The organism is Streptomyces clavuligerus (assembly GCF_005519465.1).
GTDB lineage: Bacteria > Actinomycetota > Actinomycetes > Streptomycetales > Streptomycetaceae > Streptomyces > Streptomyces clavuligerus.
This window is the reverse complement of the sequence record NZ_CP027858.1, coordinates 5,031,434-5,054,555: the sequence shown is the minus strand read 5'-3', so window position 1 is coordinate 5,054,555 and position 23,122 is coordinate 5,031,434. Positions and strand designations below refer to the sequence as shown.

The 23,122-nt window shown below is 70.9% G+C and carries 21 protein-coding genes; 15 read left to right on the top strand and 6 right to left on the bottom strand.

Going from position 1 to position 23,122, the window contains the following annotated elements:
* Window positions 1–3: 3 nt before the first annotated feature.
* A complete protein-coding gene (locus CRV15_RS21285) occupies window positions 4–1,533 on the bottom strand; it encodes an NsdA family TPR-like regulatory protein (protein ID WP_003960240.1) in 1,530 nt (509 codons plus the stop codon).
* A 281-nt stretch (window positions 1,534–1,814) separates the two neighbouring features.
* On the opposite strand from CRV15_RS21285, the gene lipB reads away from it, so the two are divergent.
* From lipB to CRV15_RS21265, 4 genes are all read left to right on the top strand, one after another.
* The gene (gene lipB, locus CRV15_RS21280) at window positions 1,815–2,609 is read left to right on the top strand and encodes a lipoyl(octanoyl) transferase LipB (protein WP_003955689.1); all 795 of its coding nucleotides are present in this window, start codon (window positions 1,815–1,817) and stop codon (window positions 2,607–2,609) included.
* Between the two features lie 211 nt (window positions 2,610–2,820).
* A complete protein-coding gene (gene lipA, locus CRV15_RS21275) occupies window positions 2,821–3,798 on the top strand; it encodes a lipoyl synthase (protein ID WP_003955690.1) in 978 nt (325 codons plus the stop codon).
* A gap of 357 nt (window positions 3,799–4,155) precedes the next feature.
* Complete coding sequence (locus tag CRV15_RS21270) at window positions 4,156–4,419, top strand: SCO2195 family GlnR-regulated protein (RefSeq protein WP_003960242.1); 264 nt, start codon at window positions 4,156–4,158, stop codon at window positions 4,417–4,419.
* A gap of 10 nt (window positions 4,420–4,429) precedes the next feature.
* Window positions 4,430–5,137 carry a DUF4191 domain-containing protein gene (locus CRV15_RS21265; protein ID WP_003955692.1) on the top strand — a complete coding sequence of 236 codons (708 nt, stop codon included), beginning with the start codon at window positions 4,430–4,432 and terminating at the stop codon, window positions 5,135–5,137.
* 119 nt (window positions 5,138–5,256) lie between these two features.
* Here the strand turns inward: CRV15_RS21265 and CRV15_RS21260 are convergent, their stop codons facing one another.
* On the bottom strand, window positions 5,257–5,727 hold the full coding sequence (locus CRV15_RS21260; RefSeq protein WP_003955693.1) for an RDD family protein: 471 nt from the start codon (window positions 5,725–5,727) through the stop codon (window positions 5,257–5,259).
* 223 nt (window positions 5,728–5,950) lie between these two features.
* On the opposite strand from CRV15_RS21260, the gene glnA reads away from it, so the two are divergent.
* The 3 genes from glnA to CRV15_RS21240 all read left to right on the top strand — a co-directional run bounded on the left by glnA (window position 5,951) and on the right by CRV15_RS21240 (window position 9,269).
* Window positions 5,951–7,360 carry a type I glutamate--ammonia ligase gene (glnA, locus tag CRV15_RS21255; protein ID WP_003955694.1) on the top strand — a complete coding sequence of 470 codons (1,410 nt, stop codon included), beginning with the start codon at window positions 5,951–5,953 and terminating at the stop codon, window positions 7,358–7,360.
* A 726-nt stretch (window positions 7,361–8,086) separates the two neighbouring features.
* Window positions 8,087–8,950, top strand: coding sequence for a hypothetical protein (locus tag CRV15_RS21245; RefSeq protein WP_003960244.1), 864 nt, complete (start codon window positions 8,087–8,089; stop codon window positions 8,948–8,950).
* A gap of 49 nt (window positions 8,951–8,999) precedes the next feature.
* Window positions 9,000–9,269: a hypothetical protein gene (locus CRV15_RS21240; RefSeq protein ID WP_003955697.1), complete on the top strand. Its 270-nt coding sequence runs from the start codon at window positions 9,000–9,002 to the stop codon at window positions 9,267–9,269.
* Window positions 9,270–9,322: 53 nt separating this feature from the next.
* Here CRV15_RS21240 and CRV15_RS21235 read toward each other — a convergent pair whose 3' ends face one another.
* Window positions 9,323–10,285 (bottom strand): hypothetical protein, encoded by a 963-nt coding sequence (locus CRV15_RS21235; RefSeq protein WP_003955698.1) that lies wholly within the window; start codon window positions 10,283–10,285, stop codon window positions 9,323–9,325.
* A gap of 325 nt (window positions 10,286–10,610) precedes the next feature.
* Here CRV15_RS21235 and CRV15_RS21230 point away from each other — a divergent pair, with 325 nt between their 5' ends.
* The 5 genes from CRV15_RS21230 (at window position 10,611) to CRV15_RS21205 (ending at window position 15,867) form a co-directional block, all read left to right on the top strand.
* On the top strand, window positions 10,611–11,888 hold the full coding sequence (locus tag CRV15_RS21230) for a hypothetical protein (RefSeq protein WP_230864102.1): 1,278 nt from the start codon (window positions 10,611–10,613) through the stop codon (window positions 11,886–11,888).
* Between the two features lie 228 nt (window positions 11,889–12,116).
* A complete protein-coding gene (locus tag CRV15_RS21225; RefSeq protein ID WP_003955700.1) occupies window positions 12,117–13,013 on the top strand; it encodes a hypothetical protein in 897 nt (298 codons plus the stop codon).
* Between the two features lie 359 nt (window positions 13,014–13,372).
* Window positions 13,373–14,308, top strand: coding sequence for a hydroxymethylbilane synthase (gene hemC, locus CRV15_RS21215; protein WP_003955702.1), 936 nt, complete (start codon window positions 13,373–13,375; stop codon window positions 14,306–14,308).
* 76 nt (window positions 14,309–14,384) lie between these two features.
* Window positions 14,385–14,978, top strand: coding sequence for a GNAT family N-acetyltransferase (locus tag CRV15_RS21210; protein ID WP_003955703.1), 594 nt, complete (start codon window positions 14,385–14,387; stop codon window positions 14,976–14,978).
* Entirely contained in the window at window positions 14,965–15,867 is a 903-nt protein-coding gene (locus CRV15_RS21205; RefSeq protein WP_003960247.1) for an MOSC domain-containing protein, read from the top strand. The genes CRV15_RS21210 and CRV15_RS21205 overlap by 14 nt, the downstream gene beginning before the upstream one ends.
* 59 nt (window positions 15,868–15,926) lie before the next feature.
* Here the strand turns inward: CRV15_RS21205 and CRV15_RS21200 are convergent, their stop codons facing one another.
* Window positions 15,927–16,262 (bottom strand): hypothetical protein, encoded by a 336-nt coding sequence (locus tag CRV15_RS21200; protein ID WP_003955705.1) that lies wholly within the window; start codon window positions 16,260–16,262, stop codon window positions 15,927–15,929.
* A gap of 134 nt (window positions 16,263–16,396) precedes the next feature.
* Here CRV15_RS21200 and CRV15_RS21195 point away from each other — a divergent pair, with 134 nt between their 5' ends.
* Entirely contained in the window at window positions 16,397–16,774 is a 378-nt protein-coding gene (locus CRV15_RS21195) for an arsenate reductase family protein (protein ID WP_003955706.1), read from the top strand.
* Window positions 16,775–17,532: 758 nt separating this feature from the next.
* Here CRV15_RS21195 and CRV15_RS21190 read toward each other — a convergent pair.
* The gene (locus CRV15_RS21190) at window positions 17,533–18,441 is read right to left on the bottom strand and encodes a Gfo/Idh/MocA family protein (protein WP_003960250.1); all 909 of its coding nucleotides are present in this window, start codon (window positions 18,439–18,441) and stop codon (window positions 17,533–17,535) included.
* A gap of 965 nt (window positions 18,442–19,406) precedes the next feature.
* On the opposite strand from CRV15_RS21190, the gene glnII reads away from it, so the two are divergent.
* Window positions 19,407–20,429, top strand: coding sequence for a glutamine synthetase (gene glnII / locus CRV15_RS21185; RefSeq protein ID WP_009995980.1), 1,023 nt, complete (start codon window positions 19,407–19,409; stop codon window positions 20,427–20,429).
* Window positions 20,430–20,807: 378 nt separating this feature from the next.
* Window positions 20,808–21,503, top strand: coding sequence for a winged helix-turn-helix domain-containing protein (locus tag CRV15_RS21180; protein WP_003960254.1), 696 nt, complete (start codon window positions 20,808–20,810; stop codon window positions 21,501–21,503).
* Between the two features lie 93 nt (window positions 21,504–21,596).
* Here the strand turns inward: CRV15_RS21180 and CRV15_RS21175 are convergent, their stop codons facing one another.
* The gene (locus CRV15_RS21175; RefSeq protein ID WP_009995981.1) at window positions 21,597–23,063 is read right to left on the bottom strand and encodes a PepSY-associated TM helix domain-containing protein; all 1,467 of its coding nucleotides are present in this window, start codon (window positions 23,061–23,063) and stop codon (window positions 21,597–21,599) included.
* Window positions 23,064–23,122 lie beyond the last annotated feature (59 nt).

The following is a 23,122-nucleotide window of genomic DNA, read 5'->3' as shown; positions in this document are numbered from 1 at the left end:
GGGTCAGCCGAGGGGGGCCACGCGGTCGCGGTAGCCGCGGACGGCCGCCGCGTCGCGGTAGGGCTCCAGGCGGCGTTCGAAGTCCTGGACGTACTCCAGGGCCCGCGCGGAACGCATCTCCGCCGCCTGGAGCGCGGCCTCCGCGCCCAGGGTGCACGCCTGGTCCAGCTCGCCGAGGGCGAGCCGGGAGGAGGCGAGCACCACCCGGCAGAAGAGCCTGCTGCGGGCCATGCCCACCGGGCGGAGCTGGAGGGAGCGCTCGGCGTACTGGACGGCCTGCCGGTACTGCTGGAGGTCCCGGTAGCAGTGGCCGAACTCGTCCGTCATCTGCGCCTCGTCGAAGGCGCGCCCCCATACCGGCGCCTCGTCGCCGGGGCGGGCGGCGCCGAGGGCCCGTTCCGCGCGCAGCAGGGACGCGGTGCAGGCGCGGGCCTCGCCCAGGACGCCGTGGCCCCGGGCCTCCACCGCGTGCAGCAGCGCCTGGACGACGGGGGGCGCGCCGGGCCCCACGCCCTGCTGGGCGACGCGGGCGAGCTGCACGGCCTCCCGTCCGTGCCCGAGGTAGACGGCCTGGCGGGCCATGGTGACGAGGACGTAGGAGCCGTAGGCCCGGTCCCCCGCCGCCTGCGCCAGCCGCAGCGCCTGGACGAAGTACCGCTGCGCGAGCCCGTGCGCGGCGATGTCGTACGAGGTCCAGCCCGCGAGGCGGGTGAGGTCGGCGACGGCCGCGAAGAGGCGGCGGCCGACGGCCTCGCCGTAGCTGCCCCGGAGCATCGGCTCGGCCTCGTGCTCCAGATAGCGCACGAGGGCCTGGCGGGCGTGGCCGCCGCCGTAGGCGTGGTCGAGGGTGCGGAAGAGTTCGCCGACCGAGCGGAGGGCGGCGATGTCGCCGCTGGTGACCCGCTGGCCGGGCCCGCGGTCGGGGCCGCGCTCCGGCATCGGCACCGGGCCGCGCTCGCGCTGCCGGGGGACGCCGCCCCCGCCCTGGGTGGGCACCCGCCCGAGGGCGCCGACGACGGGGTGCGCTTCCCGTACGTCCCGCGCCTCCCTCCCGTAACGGTGCTCATAGCGGTCGTCGCCCCGGCCGACCCGGTCGTCGGCCCGTCCGATGAGCCAGTCCCGGCTGGGCACCACCAGCCCCGCCGGGGTGAAGGCGATCTTGCGCAGCTCCGTGTGGCTGCCGGAGTCCTTGCGCCACAGCCCGCTGACGATGTCCACCGCCTCCTCGGGTGTCGCGGCGAACTCCAGGCCCGCGTAGACGGGCGCGCAGGCGTCGAGCCCCAGGTCCTGGGCCGAGAGCCGCCTGCCGAGGCGTCGGGTGAAGACCTCGGCGATCAGCGCCGGTGTGGTTCCGCGCGGCTGCTGGCCCCGCAGCCACCGCGTCACTGATGTCTTGTCGTAGCGCAGGTCCAGGCCATGTTCAAGACCGAGCTGATCCACCCTCCGGGCCAGGCCCGCATTGGAGAATCCGGCTTCCTGGATGAGTGCCGCCAGTTGGCGATTGGGCATGCGCGGCGAGGGTCGTTCCGTCATCAGCTATGCGGTCTCCTGCCTTCCGGGCCGGTCACAGCCCTGGTGGCCCTCAAGGAACGGCGCGAATTTAGCCGCCCTTACCGCGAGTACCGCCACCATGGGCCCACTTTCATCCGATCGTGTGAGGATCAGGGGCGGCACTGACGGTTCCGGCCCCTCCTGCGGGGGAACGGGCCGCCCTTCGGTGACGAGCCCTACCTCGCCCGTCACCTGCGGGCCGACGGCCGTACAGTGGCGGGGGCGCGACGCGCGCACGATGAAGGTTCGAGGGAGGCAGTGCCGTGAGTGAGCTGCGGTTCGTCCGGCTGGGCTTCGGCGGGGAAGCGGTCGAGTACCAGGAGGCGTGGCAGAAGCAGCGCGAGGTGCACGCCGCCCGGTTCGCGGACGAGGTCCCGGACACCTGTCTGCTGCTGGAGCACCCGCCGGTGTACACGGCGGGGCGGCGCACGGCCGACAGCGAGCGCCCGCTCGACGGCACGCCGGTCGTCGACGTGGACCGGGGCGGCAAGATCACCTGGCACGGCCCGGGGCAGCTCGTCGGCTACCCGATCATCAAGCTGCCGCGCCCGGTGGACGTCGTGGCGCACGTGCGCAGGCTGGAGGAGGCCCTGATCCTCGCCTGCGCCGACTTCGGTCTGGAGACCAGCCGGGTGGAGGGCCGCAGCGGGGTCTGGGTGCTGGGCGACCCGGTCGAGGAGCGCCCGGCGATCGGCGGCCTCTCGCTGGACTTCGACCCGAGGCTCCAGGACGAGGAGTTCGACCCCCGGCTGAACGGCCCCGAGTACGCCCCGTCCAACGCGGGGCAGCGCCGCGAGGACCGCAAGCTGGCCGCGATCGGCATCCGGATCGCGAAGGGGGTCTCGATGCACGGCTTCGCGCTCAATGTGAATCCGGACAACACCTGGTTCGACCGGATCGTGCCCTGCGGCATCCGCGACGCGGGTGTGACCTCGCTCTCGGCCGAGCTGGGCCGGGAGATCACGATCGCCGACGCGCTGCCGGTGGTGGAGCGGCGGCTCCGGGAGGTCCTGGAGACGGCCGAGCTGCGGCCGAGACCCGTGGGCACGCCCGCGTAGGTCCCGCCCGGGGCCCGGAGCGCCCCGGACCCGGTCCGGACCCGGTCCGCGGCCGTGCGGAACCGTTCCTGGCCCGCTGGGGGAATGCGCCCCGCCGTCCACGGGTTGGCCGGACGTAGGGCCGCACAAATGACGGGCGTACCCTGGTGGGCGCCGCAGATTCGAATGCCGCGAGCGCAGAAATGCCGCGATAGCAGAAAGGGGCGCCGACGTGTCCGCTGTCGCACCCGACGGACGCAAGATGCTGCGCCTGGAGGTCCGGAACAGCCAGACCCCCATCGAGCGCAAGCCCGAGTGGATCAAGACCCGGGCGAAGATGGGCCCCGAGTACACCAAGATGCAGAACCTCGTGAAGAGCGAGGGTCTGCACACGGTGTGCCAGGAGGCGGGCTGTCCCAACATCTACGAGTGCTGGGAGGACCGCGAGGCCACCTTCCTCATCGGCGGCGACCAGTGCACCCGGCGCTGCGACTTCTGCCAGATCGACACGGGCAAGCCCCAGGCGCTCGACCGCGACGAGCCCCGCCGGGTCGGCGAGTCGGTCGTCACCATGGACCTGAACTACGCCACCGTGACCGGCGTGGCCCGGGACGACCTGGCGGACGGCGGCGCCTGGCTGTACGCGGAGACGGTGCGGCAGATCCATCAGCAGACCGCCGGACGTGAGGGCGGCCACACCAAGGTGGAGCTGCTGGCCCCCGACTTCAATGCGGTCCCCGCACTCCTTGAGGAAGTCTTCGAGTCCCGTCCCGAGGTCTTCGCGCACAACGTCGAGACCGTGCCGCGGATCTTCAAGCGCATCCGCCCCGGTTTCCGTTACGAGCGCTCGCTCGACGTCATCACCCGGGCCCGTGCCGCGGGCCTGGTGACCAAGTCCAATCTGATCCTGGGCATGGGCGAGGAGCGCGCGGAGATCAGCGAGGCGCTGCTCCAGCTCCACGAGGCGGGTTGCGAGCTGATCACGATCACGCAGTATCTGCGTCCCTCGGTGCGCCACCACCCGGTGGAGCGGTGGGTGAAGCCCCAGGAGTTCGTGGAGCTGAAGGAGGAGGCCGAGGAGATCGGCTTCTCCGGTGTGATGTCGGGCCCGCTGGTGCGGTCCTCGTACCGCGCGGGGCGGCTCTACGCCCAGGCGATCGAGCGGCGCGCGGTGGAGTCCGCGGGCCCGGTGGCGGCGCAGGCGGTCTGAGCCGGGGCCGCCCCGGACGGCGAGGCTGCCCCGGACGGCGGGGCTGTCCGGCGGCACGGTCCGGCCGGGCGGCCTGTGAATTGAAGCACAAGCGACTACCGATCGGTAACTCGCAGTCGTGGGCGCGGCCCGCGCACTCCCCGCAGGTCGACGGGGTGCGTACGGGTCGCGTCAGGCTTTAGTGGGCGCGCGTATAGGTTTCATAGGCGTTTGACCCCCGTGTCACCCGCTGGTAACACCGACGCGTAACGCTGTTCCCCGGACCGTTGCACCGACCATCGACGCCGGCCCCGACGCCGGCCGTCGACCACCGATCCGGCCGATCCGTCGGCCGGCTTCCCCGAGGGGGCCACCGCCATGCAGGCGTCGCCGGTACGCCCGATCCGTCCCGCCCCGTTCACCCCGTCCGCCGGGTCCGCCCGGCTGGTGCGCGCGCACGCCCTCCCGGCCGTCACGGACGCGCTGCGGGCGATGGAGTCGCTGCTGCTCGGCGTCGGGCAGCGCACCGCCCGCCGCAACGCCTGGACCGCGGTCCTGGAGGACCGGCGCCGCGCCAAGGACCGGGTGGAGGCGCAGCACGTACTGGAGGCCGTGGCGGGCCGGGGTCCGGCGGCCACGTAAACTTCCTTGTATGGCGAGGAAGGCTAACTCTGACAGCGCTGAGGCTGCTGCGAATCCGGGGCGACTCAAGCAGATCGCTCTGACGTACAAGATGACGCGGAAGGCCGACCCCAAGGTCGGGCTGATCCTCGCGGCTGTGGGAATCGTCACCTTCGGTGCCTTCCTCGGGCTGGGCTTCTGGATCGGTTACCCCGTCTACCTGGGAATCCTGGGCTTCCTGGTGGCCTTCCTCGCGACGGCGATCGTCTTCGGCCGCCGTGCCGAGCGGGCGGCCTTCGGACAGATGGAGGGCCAGCCCGGCGCCGCCGCGGCGGTGCTCCAGAACGTGGGCCGGGGCTGGACCACCACCCCGGCGGTCGCGATGAACCGCAGCCAGGACGTGATCCACCGGGCCGTCGGCCGCGCGGGCATCGTGCTGGTCGCCGAGGGCAACCCCAACCGGCTGAAGCCGATGCTGGCGGCCGAGAAGAAGAAGATGGCGCGCGTCGTGTACGACGTACCGGTGCACGACATCCTGGTGGGCACGGGCGAGGACCAGGTGCCGCTGAAGAAGGTCCGTACGACGATGCTCAAGCTGCCGCGGATTCTCTCCGGCGCGCAGGTGGCCTCGGCGAACGACCGGCTGCGGGCGCTCGGGGACCTCATGAGCAATATGCCCCTGCCGAAGGGGCCCATGCCCAAGGGCATGCGGATGCCGCGCGGCGGAAAGATGCGCTGACCCGGGCCGTCCCATTGGATACGGAAAGGGCCCTGGCACCTCGGACGAGGTGCCAGGGCCCTTTCGCGTACCCGTTTCCTTCTCTGCGTCCTGCTCGGCTGTCGGCTGTCGGCTGTCGGCTACATCCTGACCTGGACGGCCTTGGAGAAGCGGTCGTGGAGCCCCCGGCCGTCCCGGTCCCAGATCAGCGCCGGAAGGGCGAGGACCAGCAGGACGCTCCGCAGCACGGCCCGGCCGAAGCCCAGCCGTCCGCCGTCGGCGGAGACCACCCAGATGCCCAGCAGCCGCTTGCCGGGGGTGAAGCCCACCGTGCCGACGGTGAGGATGTGCAGAACGAGGAAGACACCCAGCGCCCAGTTGGACACGGTCTGCGAAGGTTCGCCCCGGGCCAGCAGCCCGTACGAGATCAGGAAGCAGAGCCCCCAGTCGATGAAGAGGGCGCCGAAACGCCGTCCGAGGGGGGCCATGGAGCCCGGTCCTGCCTCCGGCAGGCCGAGCCGCTTGCCCCGGTGTCCGAAGTCGACGCCCATGTCCTCGGCCGCCGCGCGCGGCCCGGAGAGCCACGATCCGATTGCTTGCCTGTTGTCCACCCGTCCACGGTACTGTGCCCGGTTTCGATCTCTCCGTCGCACCCCTCACCCGGCCGGTCGCGGCCCCCGCCCCCTCCCACCTCCCGGTTAACGTGTGCGAAACAAACGGGTCATGCTGGAGAAATCCCATCTGCCTAAGGTCGGTCACGCGTGTGCCACCGCACTGGCCGCGACAGCCGCAAGCCCGCCCCACCGACCCGGGGACGGGAGTAGGAGGAGTTGGATGTTCCAGAACGCCGACGACGCGAAGAAGTACATCGCCGACGAGGACGTCAAGTTCATCGACGTCCGATTCTGCGACCTGCCGGGTGTCATGCAGCACTTCACGATCCCGGCGGCGGCGTTCGACCCGGACGAGGAGCTGGCCTTCGACGGCTCGTCCATCCGTGGTTTCCAGGCGATCCACGAGTCCGACATGGCGCTGCGCGCCGACCTGTCGACCGCCCGTCTGGACCCGTTCCGCCGGGACAAGACCGTCAACATCAACTTCTTCATCCACGACCCGATCACCGGCGAGCAGTACAGCCGTGACCCGCGCAACATCGCCAAGAAGGCGGAGGCGTACCTCACCTCCACCGGCATCGCGGACACCGCGTACTTCGGCCCCGAGGCCGAGTTCTACGTCTTCGACTCGGTGCGCTTCGCGACCTCCGCGAACGAGGGCTTCTACCACATCGACTCCGAGGCGGGCGCCTGGAACACCGGTGCGGTCGAGGACAACCGCGGCTACAAGGTCCGCTACAAGGGCGGCTACTTCCCGGCTCCCCCGGTCGACCACTTCGCCGACCTGCGCGCCGAGATCTCCCTGGAGCTGGACCGGGCCGGGCTCCAGGTCGAGCGCCAGCACCACGAGGTGGGCACGGCCGGCCAGGCGGAGATCAACTACAAGTTCAACACGCTGCTCGCCGCCGCCGACGACCTGATGCTCTTCAAGTACATCGTGAAGAACGTCGCCTGGCGCAACGGCAAGACCGCCACCTTCATGCCGAAGCCGATCTTCGGTGACAACGGCTCGGGCATGCACGTCCACCAGTCGCTGTGGTCGGGCGGCTCCCCGCTCTTCTACGACGAGCAGGGCTACGCGGGCCTCTCGGACACCGCCCGCTACTACATCGGCGGCATCCTCAAGCACGCGCCCTCGCTGCTGGCCTTCACCAACCCGACGGTGAACTCCTACCACCGTCTGGTCCCGGGCTTCGAGGCACCGGTGAACCTGGTCTACTCGCAGCGCAACCGCTCCGCCGCGATGCGCATCCCGATCACGGGCTCCAACCCCAAGGCCAAGCGCGTCGAGTTCCGCGCCCCCGACCCGTCCTCCAACCCGTACCTGGCCTTCTCGGCCCTCCTCCTCGCGGGCCTCGACGGCGTCAAGAACAAGATCGAGCCGGCCGAGCCGATCGACAAGGACCTCTACGAGCTGGCCCCCGAGGAGCACGCGGGCGTCCCCCAGGTCCCGACCTCCCTCCCGGCCGTCCTGGACGCCCTGGAGGCGGACAACGAGTACCTCCAGGCCGGTGGCGTCTTCACCGCCGACCTGATCGAGACCTGGATCGACTACAAGCGCACCAACGAGATCGCGCCGATCCAGCTCCGTCCGCACCCGCACGAGTTCGAGCTGTACTTCGACCTCTAAACCGCGGACTGGGCCCATCTGCGTCTGAGGCTCAGAGACATACTGTGAGCTGGGAAACACCGCTCGCTGTTTCCCACTGTTCCCGGCCGTTTTCCAGGCCCTTGTGCACCCGATATGCACCGGCCGCTGGATAGCTGAGGGGCGCCACCTCCTCTTGGAGGTGGCGCCCCTCGGTCGTGCGGTCAGCCGCGTGGGGCGTCTGTCAGAAGGACAACGCTTTCCCCAGGAGTTCCTTGGCGGCGTCGCTGTGCAGAGCCGCTCCACGTATCCCGCCGAACGCCTTGCGAGAGGGCGGTCTCGTCCGGTTCGGTGACGGTCACGCCCGAGGAGACCGGTTCGACGTGAACCTCGTCGTCGTACATGTTGAAGGCATGGACAGGGTGCATGTTCACGCGCGCCGAGGTGGGAACGACGCCAAGCGTGAGCGAGGGCAGTCGATGCCGCGGAGCAGGCGGTCGATCTCTTCCTGTATGGCCGCAGGACCGCCGGGTCGCGAGCCGATGGGACGACACTTCCTCCAGATCACTCACATCCGACCCAGCCGTGGCTACAGTACTGGCGGATACCGGTATACGAGGGCCCGCATGCCAGCAAAAGTATGTGAGCCCGGAACTCACAGAAGCTGCGCAAAGGTGTGGTGCACCTCTTCGTGACGCAACAGAGTGAGCTTGGCCTCACACAGCATGTACCCCCTGATGCGCTGACCGGGCGGCGGTGAGGTGGAACATGCCCGAAAGTCGACGCAAAGCGGTGGCCCGCACTCGCGCGCTGTACACAGGTGAGAAGCTGGTAGCGGCTCGGGCCGGAATCGCCCGTGACCACTCCATGGGACTGGACACTTGCCGCCCTGAGCAGCATGAATTGCGCGCGCTGCTGGGGCTTGGCTATCTCAATCACGGGTTCGGCCACAACGGCCCGGCCGTATGGGGCCTTGCCGCCCTCTCCTCCTATACCCTCACCGTTTCTCCGCGCTTCGATCGCCTGGTGTTGATCACCAAAGCACCCGACAATGTAGCCCTTCGCCTACTGCGCGGCCCGACAGGAGGGAGCGCACTGCCCGGGCTGCGTATCGAGGAGTGCCGCGGCCACGGTAGCTACGTCCTACGGCACCTGCCCACCACCGCGCAACTCGTGATCACGAACAATCCATCCGGCGCACCTGTCGGCGCCCGGAGAGATGCCTACTTCGACAGCCCCACCACCGAAACGCCACTCACCGCCGAGGAACAGCGGCACCTGGACCGTACAGCCGATATCGCTTCGGATGCTCGCCGCCTCCTCTCCGGCATCTTCTGCCGGATCACCATCATCGACCCTGACGGCACATGGGCCATCGGCAATTGGTACTGCGATCCCCTGATGCGTCCGGGCCGGCGCGAAAGCTTCTCCCTCTCGGGGCACCGTAGACTCCGGGGCGCGAAGAACACCTGGGAGCTGGAGTGGGCATCGCATCCCCATCCGGATGATCTGATTTCGGCATTGACCGATCCAGTCATCGGAATCCCGGGGGCCAGGCAGGTATCAGTATCCGGCTCTCCCGCGATCACCCTGGGAAACGCCACACTGCGCCTTCACTCGCGACACGGTTAGCCAGCCGCACAGCATCCACCTCTGCACTCGCGCACAGAAAGCTCGCGTCGTGATCGAAATCCTTGATGCCCCAGGCAGCAGCACGCCCTGGTGGGCAGCGCTTCTGGCCATCGCCGTCAGCGGCGTTTTCCTGTTCTTCCTCCGGGTCCTCCGGCTGCTTGTTCCGGACAAATCCTCTGATCGATTGGCATGGTGGATCGCCATCCTGGAACACCGGCGCGGTAACGGCCGTCGCGGTAACGCAACGGCGACGCAGCGCCGAAGAGCGTCCCCGGAGAATGCAGCGCCGAAGCAAGGGGAGCACCACAGCGAGCCCTGAAAAACATGGAATCAGGAGCGGCGCATCCGACAAACCCAGCGAAGGGCCCTGTATCAGCCTTCGATGGGTTCAGGGATCCTCCAGGTGAGCAGGAAGCGCTGTCCCGGCGGGAGCCCTGGACGGCCCACGGTCCTGCCTTCCTTGATGAGATAGCCGAAAACCATGTGGTGTGCTTCCTCGGAGACTTCGTGCCAGGTCTCCGGAGTCACCGTCATGACCTCGCGCATCAGGGCCGGATCAGATTCATGGCGAAGCATCTCGGCGCGATCCTCGCGATCCATGGTCTCGTCAGTGCGCATCGCCGCGATCGATCGCTGAAGGAGATTCGGTTCGGCTCGCAGGCGTCGGAGGATCTGCTCACACCCGTACTGGAAGGCCTCGTAGGCCTCGACGGCCTCGTAGTCGGGATCCCGGTAACCATAGGGCGCCCCGGATTCAGCCCCGACATAGTCGCCCTTGAGGGTGCGGAGCAGCGCACGCAGAAAGAACTCGGCACCGTTTGTCTCAATCATCCGCACGTTGACCTGCACCCACTCCTCTTCCGTGAGCAACGGTTCATGCGGGAGGGTCAGCGATGGGTCGATACGGATGGCACTGTGTGGATTGATCATGATCCCGGCAACCTGCTCGGGGGTCCACTCACCGTTCTCTCCGCCCCAGCCCTCCGACAGAGTCAGCTCCCGGCCGGACTTCAGGGCGCCGGACTCTCCTTCCCGGATCGTCCGCCAGAGCGACAGCAAGCGCGCGACCTCGGTCGACGGGTCACGAGGCGGGCTGCACTGGAGAGCCAGCACGGAGGCGATCGAACGCACTGTCTCCCAGCGCGGCACGCGCAAGCCCTTGAGTGTCGTACGGACACCCTCATGACTGACCGTCGTGGGCTGACTGTCGTCCTCGGTGATGAGCGCGCTCACAGTCCGCGCGCTGGGTCGGCCCGCCGCCCGGTGCAACTCGTCCAGAGCATTCACCAGGCTTCGCAGTGCTTCCGATCCCTGTTTCTGAGGTGAGGAGGTCATGGACACGGCACGGAAATCCTCTCGCCATCCAGGCGGTCAACCTGCTGTCAGATGTTCCAGCATCTTAGAAGCCGCAGGCCAGGGCCGTGTCAGCTTCCGCCAGATTTCCCATCCACCCCGCCAGACAGTGACACGCGGCCATTGACGGAAGAGAGCATGGGAAACAGCGCCGCTCGCGTCGGCGCTTCACTCAAGGAGTCCTCTCACCATGCACCTTCCGCCCTACTCCCGTGCCACGATCCGGGCAGCCCCGCCGTCGATGCCTACGTCACGCCACGTCGGTCGAGTGGACTACTGTCTCTGCGACCAGCCTTTCGGTGACCAGGTGGCCATTCCGCTCGGCCCGACCGAGACCTCCGGCCTCTTCGGGTGCCGTCCCTGCCTGAAGCGCTTGGTGGCTCAGGCGCGACGCACGAGCTACGCCGCTCTCACCCAGGATGCCGAGGAAGCCCGCGCCGCTTCAGTCGCGTGGATGCAAGCACGTGACAAGCACATGGCAGAACTCGACGATGTCCGCAGGGCGGCTGAAGCTGTCACCCTGCTTGCCGCGGACAGTGAAGCCGAACCGTTGCGGATCGCCTGGCTTCTCATCTCGCTGGAATCGGCGTACACGTGGGCCACGGACAATGCCCCAGAACCACCGGCACCAGCGGACGAATCGGACAGTGAGCTGAAGGACAGCGACTTCCACCTCTCTCTGGAGATGATCTCGGCAAGAGAGGCGGTGGCCAACCGTCTCGCCTATCACCTGATCAACGAAGCCACGCCTGCCGACCCGGACATGTGCGGGGAGTTCGAGTGCCCGGAGGACTGCACCGGCCGACACGACTGCGACCACATCGACTGTGGCCCGGACGCCATCTTTGAAGACCTTCGGGAGCGTGGCATCGTCGTAGAGCGCACGGAGACCGGATCGTCACTCCGCCGTATGCCGCCACCCGGCACATCCATGGACCCTGAGTTTTCACGGATGAGCGAGGAACTGCCTGCCCTGCTCACTCACCTGGGCGTGGATCTTGAAGATCCGGAAGCCCTCCTCAGTGCGGCAGCTGTCGGTCTGGTCGCCGAGGCGTGGCGCGACGGGCCGCTGGACGCGATCCACGCTTCTGGCAACGGTCCGAGCGACGGAGAGATCTTCGCGCAGAGCGTCGATCTCTACCGCCGGGCCAGAGCGGCCCTGCTCGCAGCCAAGGAGGACGGTCCCGACGCGCTGTTTGCCTTTCAAGCCGTCGCAGCAGATTTGGACCTTCCCTGGGCAGGTGGCTCCCACTTCACCCTGCGGGCCTGTGGTGAGCCCACGGATGACTTCGTCCAGCATCTCGATGGTCGAGTCTGGTACACCTCGAAAATCGTGAAGGAGCACGGCTGGCAGACAGCTCTGCTGTACCGAGCCGTACCCGGAGTACTCAAAGGAGGGACGCACTTCGGCATGCCGCGCTGGCCCGAGGTCGTGGCCACCGCGCTGGAACGCCTCGCAGAACTGGACCGTTCTGACGCACCGACAGCGCTGACCGATCTCGCAGCGGTGGAGACCGCCCTGCTCGAAGCACCCGACCGGCTGGGGGCGAACACCCTCGACTGGCTCTGTCACAAGGTTCTGTAGAAGCAGGAATCCGCACCACCTCACCGGGATTCCGTGCACTACGGACACCGGTAGGTACCATTGGTGCTCCGGCTCGCGGAGAGCCGGGAAGCGGTATTTTCTTCGGGCCCCGGCACCCGAGGTCACTGCGTATGGGCGTGGTTCGCCCAGCTCCGCACATCGCCAAGTCGATGGATCCATCTGGTATGCGGTCCAGGATGCCAGCCGGGGTGGCACAAGGAAATCGACATGTCCAGAAGCACCAACAAGGCCAGAGCTCGTATCCGTGCACAATTCCTGGGTGAGCCACGGCAGGCCGCTCTTGGCTCCGCAGCTCGTGACGGCTCGCTCGGACTCGACCACTGCTCACCATCACAGATCCGCCTGCGAGCGTTGCTGGCACTCGGCTTCTTCAACCATCCAGGGAGATGGAACCGATACAGCGGTGCCACCGCGTGGGGAGTGCACACCCTCGTTTCGTACAGGATCGTGCCGTCGCCCCAATTCAATCGGATCGTCCTCATCGCGGACGCCCCGCACAATGTGGCCCCGTATCTGCTGCCGAGAGGGAGACGAACCGCTCTCCCCGGCCTCCGGCTGGAGAGCTTCCAAGGCCGGCACACCTATCTGGCCCGCCATCTGCCCACAGGCGCACAGCTCGTCGTGACAGGCAACGCGTCGGGCACCTGGGGCGGCGCACGGCGTTCGGCCCCGCGGCGGTTCCGCACGACCGACGACTGTCTGACAGCTCAGGAACACGCCGAGCTGGATCTGGTGCCCGAGATCAGTGACGCGGCCGCCCGGCTGCTCGCCGGCCTCATCTGCCGGATCACCGCCAAGGATCCGCACGGCGACTGGGCGGTCGGCTGGTTCGTCGACCCACTGGACCGCGACGGATGGAACTGCTCCGATGAGGTGCCGTTCGAGAAGAAACTCAGTGGCTCCCAGGATCTGTGGACACTCCGCTGGAACGGGCTCCCCTACGCCGATGACGTGGCCACCGCGCTGACCCACGACCCCATCGGTATTCCCGGAGCCGTTGTCCACGACACCGGAGACCAGGTCGAGGTACGGCTCGGTCCGGCGGTCCTGCGTCTGTCGGCGCGTCGCGACCCGATCCGGCGGAGCATGGGAGCAGCGCTGTGACATGGGACGACATTGCGTTGGTCATCCTCGCGGGATTCGGCTGCCTCACCCTGCTGCTCACCCAGGTCAGCGAGATCCTTTCGCGGGTTCCGCAACTGATCCGCGCTGGGCGGCAGGTACGGCAGGAGTGGCGGGGAGCGGCAGGGAACGGATCCCCTGACAGCTCCGTGGACGAGGGGGAACAGGAGAGCCGCGCCATCGGCCGGGCTCCGGCAGGGGAACCACCCCCCAGATCCGGGACGAGCTGATTCGCCTCGGCCCCCTGCGGCTGTTCTGCCGGGGCCGCGGCGGTGGGGTCCGGCCGTCGGTGCGGCGGGGGTGCGAGGAGGGCACCCGGGCCAGGCTCTAGGGTGTGCGGCATGGTTGAGACCGAAGTGATGCGGATCGTCTCCCGTTCCTCCCCCATGGCGCTCGCCCAGGTCGAGCGCGTCCGGGCCGAGTTGGCCGTGGCGCGGCCCGGGGTCAGGACCGAGGTGGTGCCGGTGACGACGTCCGGGGACCGCTGGATGGGGGACCTCGCCGCGCTGGGCGGGAAGGGGGCGTTCACCAAGGAGGTGGACGCGGCGCTGCTGGCCGGTGAGGCCGATCTCGCGGTGCACTGCATGAAGGACGTACCGGCGGACCGGCCGCTGCCCGCGGGGACCACGTTCGCGGCGTTCCTGCGGCGGGACGACATCCGGGACGCGCTGGTGCACCCCGGTGGGCTGACGCTGGACGAGCTGCCGGACGGGACCCGGATCGGGACCTCGTCGGTACGCAGGATCGCGCAGCTCGCGTCGTCCCACCCGCAGTTGGAGTGCGTGCCGATGCGGGGGAACGCCAACCGGCGGCTGGAGAAGCTGGCCGCCGGGGACGCGGACGCGCTGCTGCTCGCCGTCTCGGGGCTGGAGCGGATCGGGCGGACCGATGTGATCAGCGAGGTGCTGTCGGCCGACGTGATGTGCCCGCCGATCGGGGCGGGGGTCCTGGCGCTCCAGTGCCGGGAGGAGGACGAGGAGACGATCGACGCGGTGAGCGGGCTCGGCGATCCGGCCACGCACCGGGAGGTCACGGCCGAGCGGATGCTGCTGCATGTGCTCCAGGGGCACTGCAACTCGCCCATCGCGGGGTACGCGCGGGCGGAGCGGGGCGGTGAGCTGTCGCTGCGGGCGAAGGTGTTCACGCCGGACGGGAAGCGGGTGCTGAACGCCCATGAGTGGGCGGGCCCGCTCGATCCGGCGACGCTCGGGACCTCGGTCGCCGTCGCACTGCTGCGGCAGGGGGCCCGTGAGCTGATCGACGGGATTCCGCACTGAGGAGGGCCTTCCGAGGTATTTGTATTAGTGCGAATGTATTTGCACCTAGCACATAGGGGCGGTTAGCGTCTGCGGTATGTCCGCGAAAACTCCCGCACCCATCACCCTGACCGGACGTCATATCCGGCTGGAACCCCTCAGTCCGGCGCATGTGCCCGACCTGTTCGCCGCGGGCGGCGGGGACGGGGAGGTCTGGCGCTGGCTCGGCACCCCGGCGCCGACGACCGAGGAGGAACTGGCCGGGACCGTCCGGGAGCTGCTGGCGGAGGCGGAGCACGGCATCTGCCTCCCCTTCGCCGTCGTGTCGCTGGAGACCGGCCGGGCCATCGGCTGGACGTCCTTCCTCGACATCGAACCGGAGCACGAGCGGCTGGAGATCGGCTGGACCTGGTACGGCCGCGCCCACTGGCGCACCGCCGTCAACACCGAGGCCAAGCTGCTGCTGCTCACGCACGCGTTCGACGATCTCGGCATGGGCCGGGTCCAGTTGAAGACCGACCATCTCAACGAGCGCTCCCAGGCGGCCATCGCCCGTCTCGGCGCCCGCCGCGAGGGAGTGCTGCGGCGGCACCGGGCCCGGCCCGACGGCACCTGGCGGGACACCGTGTACTTCTCGATCCTCGCCGACGAGTGGCCCGCCGTGAGGGAGCGCCTCCATGCCGCACGATGAGAACGGGAACGGGAACGAGGCCGGGGGCGTGATCACCGTTCAGCGGCTGACCCACTACCCCGTCAAGGGCTGCGCCGGGACGGACGTCCGCTCCGCCCGGGTCGGGGAGACCGGTCTCGAACACGACCGCACCTTCATGGTCGTCGACCCCGCCGACGGCACCTTCCACAGTCAGCGGACCCTGCCCGCGCTGGCCGCCGTACGGCCCGAGGTACTGGACGGCGGCGCGGGGCTGCGGCTGTCCGCCGACGGTGCGGAACCGCTGCTCCTGGAGATCGTCCCGGAGGGCCCGCGGCGGCGGGTGAGCCTGTTCGGCAAACCGGTCGGGGAGGCCGTGGACCAGGGCGACGAGGTGGCCGAGTGGTTCTCCGGGGTGCTCGGGGCCGCCGCCCGGCTGGTGCGGGTGCCGCCGGGCTTCGACCGGGACGGCTGGGGCGCGACCCCCGGGAAGGTCGCCTTCGCCGACGCCCACGCGCTGCTGATCGCCTCGCAGTCCTCACTCGACGGACTCAACGCCCGTATCGGGGCGAACGGCGGCCGGCCGGTACCGATGGACCGCTTCCGCGCCAATGTCGTCCTCGACGGCTGCGCCGAGCCGCACGACGAGGACCTGATGGACCTGATGGAGATCGGGACGGCGGCCTTCGCCCACGCGACGCCCGCGGCCCGCTGTGCCGTACCGATGGTGGATCAGCGCACGGGGCTGCGGGACGGCCCCGAGCCGATCCGGACCCTCTCCCAGTACCGTCGTGAGCCCTCCCTGCACAACAAGATCACCTTTGGGCTGAAGGCGGCGGTCGTCCGGCACGGGACGCTCTCCGTCGGCGACCCGGTGACCACCACCTGGCGCGCCGAGCCGTACCGCCCGCCGGAGCGCCGGACGACGTGAGGCGGTGGCCCGCCGTCCCGCGCCGCGGCGGGGCGGGACGGCGGGCCACCCCGGTGGGCTCAGCGGCCGTAACGGATCAGCGCGCGCACCATGCGGCAGGTGGTGTCGGACGGCCGGTGCACCCCGATCCGGTCGGCCGTCGCGCGTATGCGGCCGTTGTCCGCGGTCTGCGGGTGGTGGACCCCCGTGTCGAGCAGGGCGATGGCGAGCCGCATCGCCTTCAGCCTGCGGTTGTGCGTGACGTACCACTCGCGGGGGCGGCCCGCCGGGAGCGGTGACTTCAGCAGGGGCGCGCAGGCGGTGACGACCTGCTCCGCGGAGCGCTTCGCCGCGGACGGCCGGGGGGTGGACGGTCGGGTCGTGGTGGGCGTCGTCGTGAGTCTGGCAGCGGCCATCGGCAACCTCCTGGCACGGTGGCGGAACCTTCTCGAACTGTTGTCCATTCTAGATTCCGGCACTGACAATCGGCCCTGGCCAGGCCGTATTTACGGGCTCCTGGCCGGAGCGGCGCGGGGGTACGGTGGGGAGCATGGAGATCTGGATCAACCCCGCCTGTTCGAAGTCCCGCGGCGCGCTGGAGCTGCTCGACGCGGAGGGCGCCGAGTACACCGTCCGGCGCTATCTGGAGGACGTCCCGGGCGCGGACGAGATCCGGGGCGTGCTCGGGCGTCTCGGGCTCGAACCGTGGGACATCACCCGCACCGGCGAGGCCGCGGCCCGGGAACTCGGGCTCCAGGAGTGGCCGCGCGACGCGGACGCGCGCGAGCGCTGGATCGAGGCGCTGGCCGCGCACCCGGTGCTCATCCAGCGGCCGATCATCACCGCCGCCGACGGGACGGCCGTGGTGGCGCGGACGGACGAGGCGGTACGGGACGCGCTCGGCCGGACCCTGCCCCCGGGGCGCTGACGCTCCGCGGCCGGACCTGCCGGACGGGCGCCCCGCGTCGGCGGTGGGAGTCCGCCCTTGCGGCAGGGGAACGGTGGCCGCCCGGCGCCGGACGGGCACCGGGACCGGGACACGTGTCCTCGGCGCACTCGCCCATCGGTCCGGCGGCCACGTCGGCGACGGCCCACGGGGACAGCGCAGCCGGACGCACGACAGCGGCGAGCGCGCGGGGCCGGTACGAGCGGCTGCGCACGGTCCGCCGTCGCGACGCGCTTCCGGGCCCCGCACCGCAGAGGCCGCCGCATCCCGCACCCCCGTGGGCACTTCTCGCACCCGGCCGGACCCGGGAGCGGACACGTCCCGGCCGGACCGCCGCCGGTCGGCCGGGGCACCGCCGACGGCCCGCAGGCGGCGGCGAGCAGCGCATGGCGAGCGGCTGGACATGCTCGGCCCTCAGCGCACGGCGCCCCGAAACGGACCGCAGCACAAGGACCGCCGCATCCCGCACCCCTGCGGGCACTTCTCGCACCGGGCGCACGCCCGGGAGCGGACACCTCCCGGCGGGCCCGCCGCCCGGTCGGCCGCGGCACCCGCGACGGCGCGCCACTGTGCGTCGGCCCCGGTGGCCCGGCAGGCGTTTCCCGGGAGCGGACCCACGTCCCGGCACCCCACCGCGGTACGGACGCATTCCGGCGCCGCGGCCCGGGACGGGCGCGTCCTGGCAGACCCGTCCCCGCCGCCGGGCCGTTCGGGCCGGCGGCCGGTTCCCCGGGGGCGGCTCAGGACAGTTGGGACTCCGCCTCCGCCAGGAGTTCCGTCAGACGCAGGCCGAAGCGGATGTCGCACGGGTGGGGGCGGTCGGTGCGGATGGCGGCGCGGAGTTCGTCGATCGCGCCGCGGAAGGCGGTGACCGGGTCGTTCCACTTCGGCATCACGGACTTGCCGTGGTCGCCGAGGAGTTCGACGCGGGTGCCCGCCGCGCCCGCCGGGGCGCTCAGGCCGAGGGTGAGCGCGCTGGAGGCGCCGGAGGAGTGCCGCAGGGTCAGATGGACGGTGTCGGCGGGGCCGGGGACGGCCGAGAGGGAGGTCACGTCGCCGAGGATCGGGATCAGCACGGAGAGCGCGTGCGGGCCGACGTCCCAGAGGCCGCCCCGTTCCCGCCGCCAGGGCGAGGGCGGGCTGACGCTGTCGACGCCGTGGGCGTACCGCGCGCCGAGCCAGCGGGCCTGGGCGGTGAACCAGCCGCCCAGCGCCGACTGTTCCTCGATCCAGGTCTCGGTGTCGGGCGCGAACCGCAGGGTGCAGAAGACCACGGAGGCCACCCCGGCGCCGAGGGCGGCGTCGACGGCCTCCCGCGCCGCCGCCACATCGGTGGCGACCGGCTTGTCCAGCAGCAGATGGCGTCCGGCCGCGGCGGCGCGCGCCGCGAGCGGGGCCTGGGCGTCCGGGGGCAGCGCGAAGGCGACGGCCTCGCAGTCGGCGAGCAGCGCGTCGATCCCCTCCTCCCCGGAGTACGCGGCGACGCCGTGCTCGGTGGCCAGCTCCGCCGCCGCCTCGGGCCGTCGGGCCCAGACGCCGGTGAAGGCCACGCCGCCATGGGCGCTCAGCGCGGGCGCCTGGGTCTGGTGCGCCCACGGTCCGGCACCGATGAGTCCACAGCGCAGTTGCGGGGGCGGGGTGTGGTTCATGGCCCCAGTGTGCAGCCCGCCGGGCCGCCGGGGGAGGAATCCGGGGAACCCCTACTCGACCGGGTGTTGTTTTCTTCCGGCAGGCCGCGGGAGTCCGGCGCGGCTTGCAGGACGTGCCTGCAAGCAACCGATGCCGCTGTTCGCGCTCCCCTTCCCCGGCCGGCTCCGACCGTTCCGGGGGACCGTATGCGCACCGGGGGCCCAGTGCACCGGGCAGCCCGCCGGGGCCGGGCCCTCGACCGGCCCCGCGACCGGGTCCACCACCGGGTCCGCAGTCGACCGCACGGCCGCCGAGGGCGTACCGCTCCTCGTCACCGCCACCGCCACCGCCACCGCCACCGCCACCGCCACCGCCACCGGGCAGCGGGCAGCGGGCAGCGGGAGCCCCGCTCCGGCGCGGGCGAGCAGCGGCTGTCCCCCGCCCTTCCGCACGAGTATGTCCGGGTCGAGCACCGCCGGGTGCACGCGGCGGACGCGCTCACGGCAGTGTTCGCCATGCCGCGCCCGGAGGGCCACCGGGCGGGCGCTGCACACGACGCCGATCGCGGATCTGTACGGCGATCCGGTCCCTCAGTACGCGCTGTCCGGGCGTCCGGTGGCGGAGTCCGGGGCGGCGCCGGGCGAGGCCGGCGGATCCGCTCCCCGGCGGATCCGCGGGCGGCGGCCCGGGGGCGGAGTGGGCCTGGCGCGGAGCGGGCCTGGCGCGAGGGGCACCACGCCCGGACGGCGGGGCGTCTGCCCGGCCCTTCGTATGCGTTCCGCCGGGTGCACACCCCGGACTCGTTCACGCTGTGGCGCTCTCTGCCGTCCTTCCGGCGCGGGGAGACGGGCGGCGGCACAGACAGCGGGCGTCCCACAAGCACCGCAGGCACCTCGTAACACAGGGTTCACATTAGGGCAACGGTCGGGAAATGGGGCATTGCGACGCTGCGGGGGTACCGCACGAGCCGCAAAGGATGAGTCCCGTGACCTACAAGGCTGAATACATCTGGATCGACGGCACCGAGCCGACGGCGAAGCTGCGTTCCAAGACGCGGATTCTGGCCGAGGGCGAGGAGCTGCCGCTCTGGGGCTTCGACGGGTCCAGCACCAACCAGGCCAAGGGCAGCTCGTCGGACTGTGTGCTCAAGCCGGTCTTCTCCTGCCCCGACCCGATCCGCGGCGGCGCGGGCGACCTCCTGGTCCTGTGCGAGGTGCTGAACACGGACCTGACCCCGCACGAGTCCAACACCCGTGCCGAGCTGGCCGAGGTCGCGGAGCGGTTCGCCGCGCAGGAGCCGGTCTTCGGCATCGAGCAGGAGTACACCTTCTTCGAGGGCGGCCGGCCGCTCGGCTTCCCGGTCGGCGGCTTCCCCGCGCCCCAGGGCGGCTACTACTGCGGTGTCGGCGTGGACGAGATCCACGGCCGCGACGTGGTCGAGGCGCACCTGGAGAACTGCCTCAGGGCGGGGCTGGGCATCTCCGGCATCAACGCCGAGGTCATGCCGGGCCAGTGGGAGTTCCAGGTCGGCCCGCTCGCCCCGCTGGAGGTCGCCGACCAGCTCTGGATCGCGCGCTGGCTGCTCTACCGCACCGCCGAGGACTTCGGCGTCTCCGCGACGCTGGACCCGAAGCCGGTGAAGGGCGACTGGAACGGCGCGGGCGCGCACACCAACTTCTCCACCCGGGCCATGCGCGAGCGGTACGACGCGATCATCACCGCGTGCGAGTCGCTGGGCGAGGGCTCCAAGCCGCTGGACCACGTCAAGAACTACGGCGCCGGCATCGACGACCGGCTCACCGGGCTGCACGAGACCGCGCCGTGGAACGAGTACAGCTACGGCGTCTCCGACCGGGGCGCGTCGGTCCGTATCCCGTGGCAGGTGGAGAAGGACGGCAAGGGCTACATCGAGGACCGCCGTCCCAACGCGAACGTCGACCCGTATGTCGTGACGCGGCTGCTGGTGGACACGTGCTGCACCGCGCTGGAGAAGGCCGGTCAGGTCTGACGCGCACTCAGCCGTCCCGCGCCCGGGGGCGTCCGCCGATCACACGGCGGGCGCCCCCGGGCGTGTGTCCGGCCCCGGCACCCCGACTGTGGGGTGAGATCACCGTCTCACTCCGTGAGAGGAAGGCTCGTTCGGGCCGGGTACATCTGCTTCAATGAGGCCATGGTCGGCTACGAGAACCCCGCGACAGGTCGCTGTGACCTTGAGCCGTTCTGGCCTTCCCGTCAGCACCATGATTTCGACCGTGAGTGTTGTCGCGCGCTGAGCGCGCGGGCCCACTGAAAGCCGGTCACCCACCGGCCTCCGGCCCGGCGCGCACGACGTACGTCCGTTTCTTCGGCTCGACGACTCCTCCGCGCGAAAGAGAGCTGACCTCTCATGGCGAACTCCCGTCCCTTCTCCGCCGTACCCGCCGCCGTACCAACCGTGGTCCCCGCCGCCGTGTCCGCCGCCGCCCCGGGGCCGGGGTCCACGAGCCGGGTGCGGCATCGGCTGCGAGCCATAGACCGCGACGAGGTGGTGCCGCCGAGCGGCCTCGCCGACGTGGTCGAACTGCTGCCGCCGGGCGCCACCTGGGTACCCGCGCCGCAGCACATCGTGCCCAGCCTGCCGGGGCGTCCGCCGATGCTCGGCTATCTCCTCCTCGTCCCGGCGGCCCGCCAGGGCGGCCAGGGTGTCCAGGGTGTCGGCCGGGTCACCGGGCCGCCGCAGCACGGCGGACCGGCGGAGTACAGCGGACCGGCGGAGCACGGCGGCCCCGGGGAGCACGAGGAGCCCCGGCCGGGCGGCGCGCCGGGACCGGTGCGCGTCGACACCGCCGAGCGGGTGGCGCTGATCGAGGACCGGGCGCTGGATCTCACCTATCTGGAATTCGAGCTGCTGGCGCATCTGGTGGCGCATCCGCACCGGGTCCACACCCGTGACCATCTGGTCACGACGGTGTGGGGGTACGGGCATGTCGGCGACGGCCGGACGGTCGACGTCCATGTCGCCCGGCTCCGCCGGAAGATGGGCGAGCGGTACCGGCACACCATCCAGACCGTGCGGCGGGTCGGCTACAAGTACACGCCCTGACCCCGCGCGTACCCGTAGGCGCGGATGTCCCCGCGGCGCCGTGGCCCGGTCCCACCCGTGTGGGGCCGGGCCACGGTCCGTCGTCCCGCGGGATCAGCTCCCGGCGGCGGCCCGGGCGCGCAGGCGGGCCACCGCGCCGAGGGCCAGATCCAGCACCAGGAAGGCCAGCAGCGACAGCCCGAGCAGCGGGACGAACCAGCCCGCGAACGCGGTCAGCGCGGCCAGCGGCAGCAGCGCGGTCACCGGGAGCCGCCGCCAGGCGCCGCGCGGCACCGGACGGCCGCCGATGCCACGCCCCTTGGTGGGCCTGCGCAGCCACCACATGCGGTAGCCGGAGACGATCAGCACGATGAGCGCGGCGGCGAGCGCCGCGAGGGCGAGCTGGTTGGCCAGGCCCAGGAAGACGCCCGTGTGCGCGTCGATGCCGAAGCGGGTGAGCTTCGCCAGCACCGGGTAGTCCGAGAAGCGCAGCTCGTCGAGGACCGAACCGTTCGACGGGTCGACGGCGACGGAGTCGAGCTGCACCGGGAAGAAGGTGTCCGTCTCCTTGACGACATAGCCGGTGCCCTCGGCGGGGAGGGTGATCGCGAGGCGGTCGCTGTCGATCCCGGCCGCGCGCGCGGACTCCAGCGCCTTGTCGATGCCGACGTCCGCGCCCTGGTGGGCTCCCCCGTGACCGGCGCCGTGCTCGGAGTGGTCCCCGCCGCCGCCGGAGCCCGCGGGCGCGTCGGCGAGTGTCGCGGAGACCGCCGGGGTGGCGCCGCCGAGCTGGTCCTGGACCGCGCCGATGTTCTCGCCCGCGTACCGGGACCAGGTGAGCCCGGTGGCGGAGAGCAGTACCAGTCCGGTCACCGCCCACAGGCCGATCGAGCCGTGCCAGGACAGGGTGCGGCGGCGGCCCTTGGGGAGGGAACGGTCCGGGAGGACGAGGGCGCGGCGGGCGGCCCGGCGGCGGCCGAGCCAGAGCAGCAGCCCGCCGAGGGCGACGACCCAGAGCCAGCTCGCGGCCAGCTCGCTGTAGTTGCGGCCGAGGTCCCCGAGGTGGAGGTCCCGGTGCAGCTCGTCCAGCCAGGTCCGCAGCGGGAGGGCGCCGGAGCTGCCGTAGGAGGGCAGCTCCCCGCGTATCTCGGCGGTGTACGGGTCGACGAAGACGGCGAGGGACTTGCCCTCGTCGACGCCGGGGGCGCTCATCAGCACGCGGGTGCTCGCGTCGTCCTCGGCGGCGGGCCACACGGCGGTGACGGTGCCGTCGGGCCGGGCCGCGCGGGCGGCGTCGACCTGGGCGGAGAGCGGCAGGGCGCGTTCGCCGACGGGGACGGTCAGCTCCTGCCGGTAGACGAACTTCTCGGCCTGGAAGGAGAGGGCGTACAGCAGCCCGCTGACCGCGGCGATCAGCAGCAGGGGGCCGACCAGCAGGCCGGCGTAGAAGTGGACGCGGAGCGCGAGGGGGCGCAGGCCGCTCCAGAGGCTGGTCGAGGAGGCGCCGTCGGCGGTCTCCCGTTCGGTCTCGGTCGTGGTACCGGTCTCGGCTCTGCTCTCGGCAGGCGCGTCAAGGGACATGGTGATCCTGAGGTTGTCGTCGGCACGGGGAGGCACGGCAAGGCGGCCCCGGGTCGGAC

Bases quoted from the DNA above. Each gene is read 5' to 3' on its own strand.
- CRV15_RS21285 (WP_003960240.1), bottom strand. From the start codon at position 1,533: ATGACGGAACGACCCTCGCCGCGCATGCCCAATCGCCAACTGGCGGCA.
- CRV15_RS21270 (WP_003960242.1), top strand. From the start codon at position 4,156: ATGCAGGCGTCGCCGGTACGCCCGATCCGTCCCGCCCCGTTCACCCCG.
- CRV15_RS21265 (WP_003955692.1), top strand. From the start codon at position 4,430: ATGGCGAGGAAGGCTAACTCTGACAGCGCTGAGGCTGCTGCGAATCCG.
- glnA (WP_003955694.1), top strand. From the start codon at position 5,951: ATGTTCCAGAACGCCGACGACGCGAAGAAGTACATCGCCGACGAGGAC.
- CRV15_RS21245 (WP_003960244.1), top strand. From the start codon at position 8,087: ATGCCCGAAAGTCGACGCAAAGCGGTGGCCCGCACTCGCGCGCTGTAC.
- CRV15_RS21235 (WP_003955698.1), bottom strand. From the start codon at position 10,285: ATGACCTCCTCACCTCAGAAACAGGGATCGGAAGCACTGCGAAGCCTG.
- CRV15_RS21225 (WP_003955700.1), top strand. From the start codon at position 12,117: ATGTCCAGAAGCACCAACAAGGCCAGAGCTCGTATCCGTGCACAATTC.
- hemC (WP_003955702.1), top strand. From the start codon at position 13,373: ATGGTTGAGACCGAAGTGATGCGGATCGTCTCCCGTTCCTCCCCCATG.
- CRV15_RS21210 (WP_003955703.1), top strand. From the start codon at position 14,385: ATGTCCGCGAAAACTCCCGCACCCATCACCCTGACCGGACGTCATATC.
- CRV15_RS21205 (WP_003960247.1), top strand. From the start codon at position 14,965: ATGCCGCACGATGAGAACGGGAACGGGAACGAGGCCGGGGGCGTGATC.
- CRV15_RS21200 (WP_003955705.1), bottom strand. From the start codon at position 16,262: ATGGCCGCTGCCAGACTCACGACGACGCCCACCACGACCCGACCGTCC.
- CRV15_RS21195 (WP_003955706.1), top strand. From the start codon at position 16,397: ATGGAGATCTGGATCAACCCCGCCTGTTCGAAGTCCCGCGGCGCGCTG.
- CRV15_RS21190 (WP_003960250.1), bottom strand. From the start codon at position 18,441: ATGAACCACACCCCGCCCCCGCAACTGCGCTGTGGACTCATCGGTGCC.
- CRV15_RS21180 (WP_003960254.1), top strand. From the start codon at position 20,808: ATGGCGAACTCCCGTCCCTTCTCCGCCGTACCCGCCGCCGTACCAACC.
- CRV15_RS21175 (WP_009995981.1), bottom strand. From the start codon at position 23,063: ATGTCCCTTGACGCGCCTGCCGAGAGCAGAGCCGAGACCGGTACCACG.